Consider the following 6,813-nt stretch of genomic DNA (forward strand, 5'->3'; position numbering starts at 1 on the left):
GCCGTTTGAATTCTTCGCTGAAATAGCGAATAAATTTTTGCCCAGTGTTCTTGGTTTTGTCCATCTTTTGATACGTTTTAAGTTCAAAATTTGGTCAACTTATTTCAGGACGGGACATTTCATAACTCATAAACTTACAATGGATAGCCTATTGATACAAAATATAGTTCATAATCCTGATTTTCAGACTTTTTGGAAGCAATATGACTTTCTGGAAATTAGTGATTTAACGGAGCTATTATCAATTGGAAAAATCATTCATATTCCCAAAAATGAACACTTTTTAAAAGCGGGCGATTACACCAAAAAAGTAGGAATGATTATGAATGGTTTGATTAGATTTTACCATTTAAAAGACGGCGAAGAGTATAATATCATCTTCAAACATGAACTACAAATGGTTTCGTCTTTTGAATGTATCATTCTCAATCAACCCTCATCTTATAGTTTTGAAGCCTTAGAAGATACTTCTTTGATGGTTTATGATTATGAAGAAATGGAGGCACTATTTTCTAAAAATCATCAATTAGAGCGTTTTGGAAGGTATTTTATTCAACAAGAATTAGCTCAAGCGATAAAATTTTACGAAGGGCATTTGTTCTATTCTCCTGAAGAACGATATTTAAAATTCATCGAAAAATATCCAAATTTAATGAATCGAGTGCCACTCAAACATTTATCATCATTTTTGGGAGTAACGCCTGTTTCATTAAGCAGAATTAGAAAACGAGTTTCGGAAAATAAGCATTGATTGCAAGTAAATTAGAATTTAGTTATTAGTTAAACGGTACAAGTATCTATTTCCATTCAAAAGTTCAAGTTAATCCTCATCGTTTTATAACTAATACCTAAATCCCAACCACTAAAACCTCTCTGCCAAAACACGAACTTATCTTTTGTAAATTTTTTCTTCAAAATTCAGAGTCAAATTTGCTTATCAATTTTAAATAATAAGCTTATGAAAACCCAACTTCCTTTCGGCATTTTTATTTTCCTAATTAATTTTCTTCGCTATTTATTGGTAGCAGGAATTGCATTTTTTGTTTTTTATTATGTTTTCAAAAACTCAAAATCATTCCAAAAAATTCAAAATCGTTTCCCAAAATCAAGTGACTATTTACGAGAAATTGGCTCTTCCTTCATGTCGTGCATCATTTTTGGGGTGGTAGGTTATATTGCTTACAAAACGCCATTTTATCAATTTTCATTGGCGTACAACAACATCAATGAGTACCCAATTTGGTATTTTTGGTTAAGTATTTTACTTATGATTTTGCTCCATGACACCTATTTTTACTGGACTCATCGTTTGGTTCATCATAAGTCATTGTTCAAAAATTTTCATGCTTTACATCATAAATCTCACAATCCAAGTCCTTGGGCAGCTTTTTCATTTGACCCTATGGAAGCCGTCATTAACGGTTGTTTTCAGTTTGTAATGATGCTCTTGATTCCTGCTCATTTTAATGCAGTAGCGATATTTTACTTAATCTCAATGGTAGTGAATGTTTACGGACATTTAGGCTATGAAATTTATCCAAAATGGTTTAGAGAACATTGGTTTGGACAATGGATTAATACCTCAACTGCTCATAATTATCACCATCATTACGGAAAAGGAAATTACGGTTTTTACTTTACATTTTGGGATAAATTGATGGGAACGGAGCAATCGAAATAAGTAATTTTACGCAACAAACGATTTGCGAAAAGCTACCAATTCCGAAAGCTCCTTTCGCAATCATAAAAATTGTGAAAGGGGCTTTCGAAATTGGTCGCTCAAACAAAATATTGTTTTCGAAACATCACTTCTTTAATCTATCTTCTCTGATTTCCCTTTTCTTTTCTTTCCACTCACCAAAGACCTGACATCTTCAGTGGTTTCTACAATACTTTCTACAAAGTCTGGCATAAAACTTCCCATCGATTTCCTTTTCTCATGTTGTAATTTTTCATGGTCGGGTTCACCCAAAATATATCCAAAAGGCTTGAGGTCTGGAACGGCATCAAAAACGACTTTTAATATCGCAATTGTTGGCAAAGACAATGCCATACCAGCTACTCCCCAAAGTGCAGAACCCAGCAATAAAGCAATGATGGCAATTAACCCATTTATACTAATTTTTGACCCAACAATTTGAGGTGTAATAAAATTCCCCTCTAAGAATTGTACAAAAATAAAAACGCCTGCTACTCCTACTGCGTACATCGGAGAATCCTTTGTGATTAGTGCTAAAATAATGGGCAAAATAGAGCCAATCAAGATGCCTATAAAAGGAATTACTAATAATGCTGCCGCCAAAAAACCGAAAAAAACTGCGTAATCAATCCCTAAAGCCAATAAACCAATGGTATTGAGGCTACCCACAATCAAAGTCACTGTGACTAAACCCGTTAAATAACTATGGACAACTTCATAGATTTTTGTGAGAACTGAATCTATTTTCTTTCGACTTACATTATTAAAAACTTTATAAAAAAACATTTTGAAAAAATCTCGATAATACAGAAAGAAAAACATATAAATCGGAATCAAAGAGAGATTTCCCAAAACACTTCCAGTGGTTGAAAGTGCTGATGTAAAGAAACTGCCACCCGTACTTAAAAATCCTGTTCCGTACTGTCGAAGTCGAGCAATTTGTGTTTTTTTCCCAACGTGAAATGTACTTTCTGCCCAACGCTGAATTTGATTAAACCAATTGGTCAGTTTTTTCTCTAATTGTGGTAGCATTTCTCCAAAATCTGAAATTTGGGTAGAAGCTAACCAAATGATGCCAAATGCTACAACGGTAAATAACAACAGCGTAAGCGTTACCGCCCAAATTCTACCCAATCCTTTATTTTCCAGCCAATTAGCTACTGGGAAAATTGACATTGATAAAATAATGGAGATAAAAATTGGCACAAGAATATCTTGTAAAACCATTAACCAATACACCAAAATGGTGATTGAAATTAAAGCAAAAGCGAGTTTTCCGATGAAGGGTAGTTTGTAATTCATATTAATTGTTGATGAGTTAAGCAGAATTTACGAACATTCCACTTTTATTTATTTTTCAGCTTTTCTGTTTTTTCTAAAGAATATCTACCCAAAATTGGGAAATGGTCAGAGAAGGAAACACTTCGAAAAGTCTTAAAATCAAGAACTTTGATTTCTTCAGAACAAAACTGATTATCAATTCTCACTAATCTCGGACTACGATTGAGCGTAAAACCAAAACCATTTCCAGCTTCTTCAAAGGCATTTTTCAATCGGTCACGGATACTTCCATAAGCATTTCCATAAGGTGTTTCGTTAAAATCACCACAAAGAATTACGGGATAAGGACTTTCATCAATCATTTTTTCAATCAATTTTACCTCTTCTCCATGTTTTTGAAAACCCATTTTTAAAGATGAAACAATACCCTTTCCTTCTTTTTTTGCTTCCTCATAATCTTTCCCTTTTACTTCACTCACTACCTTGTTTACTCGTATTCCCATAGATTGTAACTGAATATTAATCACCCTAATGGTGTCTTTTTTACGAGCAATATCTGCTACTAAATAGCCATTGGCATTGCGTCGTCCAAAAACCTTTCCTTGATGATGAATAATTGGGTAAACTGAAAAAATAATGAGTCCAACCAAACCCTGATTTCCTCTATCGCTATTGCTAACCATGTACGGATTTTCCTTTTGCATTAAAGTAATTGTCCGAAATCTTTTATCATTTTCCAAATTATAAAACTCCTGAAAACACTTCACATCTGCCTCATAATCAGCCGAATAATTAATTAAATTGGTAGCTTTCTCTTTATCTCCTGTATATTCATCCCCACAAAACCCGAACACATTATAACTAAAAACAGACAAAGAGTTTTCGCTTCTTTGTGGGTCTTTAAAAACAATAGTTCGTTTGATAAACGGATACCCCAAACATAAAATCAAGATGGGTAATATAGCTCTGGATGGGCGAATAAATAGCCACGTAAAGGCAATAACAAAACATCCTAACATCGCAAATGGTAGTGTCATCATGATAAAGCCTGCCGACCAATGTTCAATAACGAGCGTATATGACAGCAAGTAGGTCACCAGCGTATATATACAAACAGGTAAACTGGTTAGCCAAAGTAATGAGGTGGCAATTTTCTTAAACATATAATCTTAAAACGATGAGTTTAAACAAAAGTACGAAGATTCCTGAATTTTATTTCCTTAATAAATTGTATCCTTGAGAAATAATCTCTAATTTTGCATTCCGTTTCAGAAAATACTGAAAATCAAGTCTATTATATCGCTTCTAAAGTGATTTTACATAACAAAAACAAGGATTAACATGGCTAAGGTTTGTCAATTAACAGGAAAAAAGACACAAGTAGGTAATAACGTATCTCACGCTAACAATAAAACTAAGCGTAAATTCTATCCAAATCTTCATACTAAGAAATTTTTCTTAGAATCTGAAGGTGTATGGGTTCAATTGAAAGTATCTGGAAAAGCTATCCGTACTATCAACAAAAAAGGCTTAGAAGCTTCTTTAATTGCTGCTGCTCGTAAGGGAACTTTGAGCTTGTAATACCAAAGTCTTAAAAATACTTAAAACCTTCTCAATAACTTTGAGAAGGTTTTTTTATGTCTAATTTTATACCGTTAACAAAATGGCGATTTAGAAATTGAAATTCTAAATCGCCATTTTTAATCGGAACTATCTACAATTTGTCGCAGAATAAAATTAGACCACAGATTGTACTGATTCAACGGATTTACACGGATAAATTTAAAGAAAAATCAGTGTAAATCTGTTTTATCTGTTCTATACGTGGGCTAATTTTGTCTTGCTACAAATAGTAGATAATTCCGTTTTTAATTTATTCAATATCTCTCTAAAAACTAACCTCTAAATCAAGTCTCCGTACAAGTCAAATTCTTCTGCACGATTAACTTTTACATTCGCAAAATCACCTAAGCGAACAAACTGTTTTGCAGGGATAAGTACCTCATTATCAACTTCTGGCGAGTCAAATTGTGTTCTTCCGATAAAGTGTCCTCCCTCCTTTCTGTCAAATAAAACTTTATAGGTATTTCCAACTTTCTCTTGGTTCAGTTCCATTGAAATATCTTGTTGCAAAGCCATAATTTCGTCCGCACGTTCTTGTTTTACTTCGGCAGGAACATCATCTTCAAATGAATGTGAATGTGTTTGGTCTTCGTGCGAGTATGTGAAAACACCAAGACGGTCAAAACGCATTTTTTCTACAAATTGATATGTCTCTTCGTAGTCTTCTTCAGTTTCTCCTGGATGACCCGAAATTAGCGTTGTTCTCAAAGCAATATCAGGCACTTTATCACGAATGACATTGATTAAATCTTCGGTTTTTTCACGAGTAATTCCACGACGCATTCTTTTCAAAACTTCCGTAGAACCACTTTGTAATGGCATATCCAAATATTTGCAAATATTTGATTTTGAATTCATTACATCTAAAACATCCATCGGGAAACCCGCTGGGTACGCATATTGTAAACGAATCCAATCAAGTCCTTCAATGTCAGAAAAATGCTCTAATAATTCAGAAAGATTACGTTTTTTATAAATATCTAAACCATAATAGGTCAAATCTTGAGCGATAAGAATTAACTCTTTCGTTCCACGTTTTACTAATGATTTTGCTTCAATAACAAGGTCTTCAATCGTGCGAGAAACGTGTCCGCCACGCATTAAAGGAATGGCACAGAAAGAACAAGGACGGTCGCAGCCTTCAGCAATTTTCAGGTATGCGTAATGCGTTGGAGTTGTTAAAAGACGTTCTCCAATGAGTTCGTGTTTGTAGTCAGCTTTGAGAGTTTTCAATAATCTTGGTAACTCATTTGTTCCAAAAAAAGCATCAACCGTTGGAATTTCCGCCTCCAACTCATCTTTATAACGATGTGAAAGACAGCCCGTTACATACAATTTGTCAATTACCCCTGCTTCTTTGGCATCAACGTAACGCAAAATCGTATCTATTGATTCTTGTTTGGCATTATCAATAAATCCACAGGTATTTACGATAACAATATTTGAATCATCTTTCTTAGACTCATGGCTAACATTTATCCCATTTCCTTTCAATTGGGTATAAATCACCTCTGAATCAACCACATTTTTGCTACAACCAAGTGTAACAATATTGACTTTATTCTTTAATTGCGTTTTAGTTTTCATCTAAAATTCCTAACTCATTGAGATAGGATTTGTTAAAATTTAACCACAAAGTTACGACAACTCAGCGTATTCGTAAGGTCTTGGCGATAAGTATTTTGATTTATTGAAATTATTATCCTTAATACTTTTATTTTCCAGCCTCTTGCAAAATGCCAACAATCATGCTTCCAACGAACGACGAAAATAATCTTAGAAACAAATACCCTAACACAATAGCGAATGTACTTTTCAAAATACTCTTCCAGAATGGTTTGATTTGAAAAAGTTGATAGTAACTCCATACCAAATAAGCGTAAGAAACAACCATCATAGCAAGCGATATTAACTTCGAGTACACAAAAAGTGAAAATTTGAATCAATGTAATTAAATTGCAGTTTATTCAAAAAAACAATTTTTATCATGGATTTCGATTTCAAAAAATATCATGTACGTTCAATCAACGCATCTTCTGCTGAAGAACGTGCAACTATTAACCAAGAATTAAAAGATTTTTATGCTACTTTGAGCAAAGAAGAACAGCATGAGTTTAATACTCAATTACAAACTTTTTTGGCTCGTGAAATGGGGAGATTAAAAACTGATTATGAAGCCATTAAAGCAGGCGGAATGATAGATGAGAATA

At 33.6% G+C, this 6,813-nt stretch carries 7 protein-coding genes; 4 read left to right on the top strand and 3 right to left on the bottom strand.

Going from position 1 to position 6,813, the window contains the following annotated elements; genetic code table 11:
* Both VB796_RS08300 and VB796_RS08305 read left to right on the top strand, forming a co-directional pair.
* Positions 1–751: Crp/Fnr family transcriptional regulator (locus VB796_RS08300; protein WP_323346061.1), on the top strand; the 751-nt coding region annotated here is incomplete at its 5' end.
* A gap of 207 nt (positions 752–958) precedes the next feature.
* On the top strand, positions 959–1,681 hold the full coding sequence (locus VB796_RS08305) for a sterol desaturase family protein (RefSeq protein ID WP_323346062.1): 723 nt from the start codon (positions 959–961) through the stop codon (positions 1,679–1,681).
* A 132-nt stretch (positions 1,682–1,813) separates the two neighbouring features.
* Here VB796_RS08305 and VB796_RS08310 read toward each other — a convergent pair whose 3' ends face one another.
* Complete coding sequence (locus VB796_RS08310; protein WP_323346063.1) at positions 1,814–3,001, bottom strand: AI-2E family transporter; 1,188 nt, start codon at positions 2,999–3,001, stop codon at positions 1,814–1,816.
* 44 nt (positions 3,002–3,045) lie between these two features.
* Positions 3,046–4,143: an endonuclease/exonuclease/phosphatase family protein gene (locus VB796_RS08315; RefSeq protein ID WP_323346064.1), complete on the bottom strand. Its 1,098-nt coding sequence runs from the start codon at positions 4,141–4,143 to the stop codon at positions 3,046–3,048.
* 178 nt (positions 4,144–4,321) lie between these two features.
* Between VB796_RS08315 and rpmB the strand changes: the two genes are divergently transcribed.
* Entirely contained in the window at positions 4,322–4,561 is a 240-nt protein-coding gene (gene rpmB / locus VB796_RS08320; protein ID WP_109744203.1) for a 50S ribosomal protein L28, read from the top strand.
* Positions 4,562–4,882: 321 nt separating this feature from the next.
* Here the strand turns inward: rpmB and rimO are convergent, their stop codons facing one another.
* Positions 4,883–6,190 (bottom strand): 30S ribosomal protein S12 methylthiotransferase RimO, encoded by a 1,308-nt coding sequence (gene rimO, locus VB796_RS08325; protein ID WP_323346065.1) that lies wholly within the window; start codon positions 6,188–6,190, stop codon positions 4,883–4,885.
* 400 nt (positions 6,191–6,590) lie between these two features.
* Between rimO and VB796_RS08330 the strand changes: the two genes are divergently transcribed.
* Positions 6,591–6,813 (top strand): hypothetical protein (locus VB796_RS08330; RefSeq protein ID WP_323346066.1); only part of this gene is annotated, 223 nt, incomplete at its 3' end.

Source organism: Arcicella sp. LKC2W (genome assembly GCF_034931005.1).
Taxonomy (GTDB): domain Bacteria; phylum Bacteroidota; class Bacteroidia; order Cytophagales; family Spirosomataceae; genus Arcicella.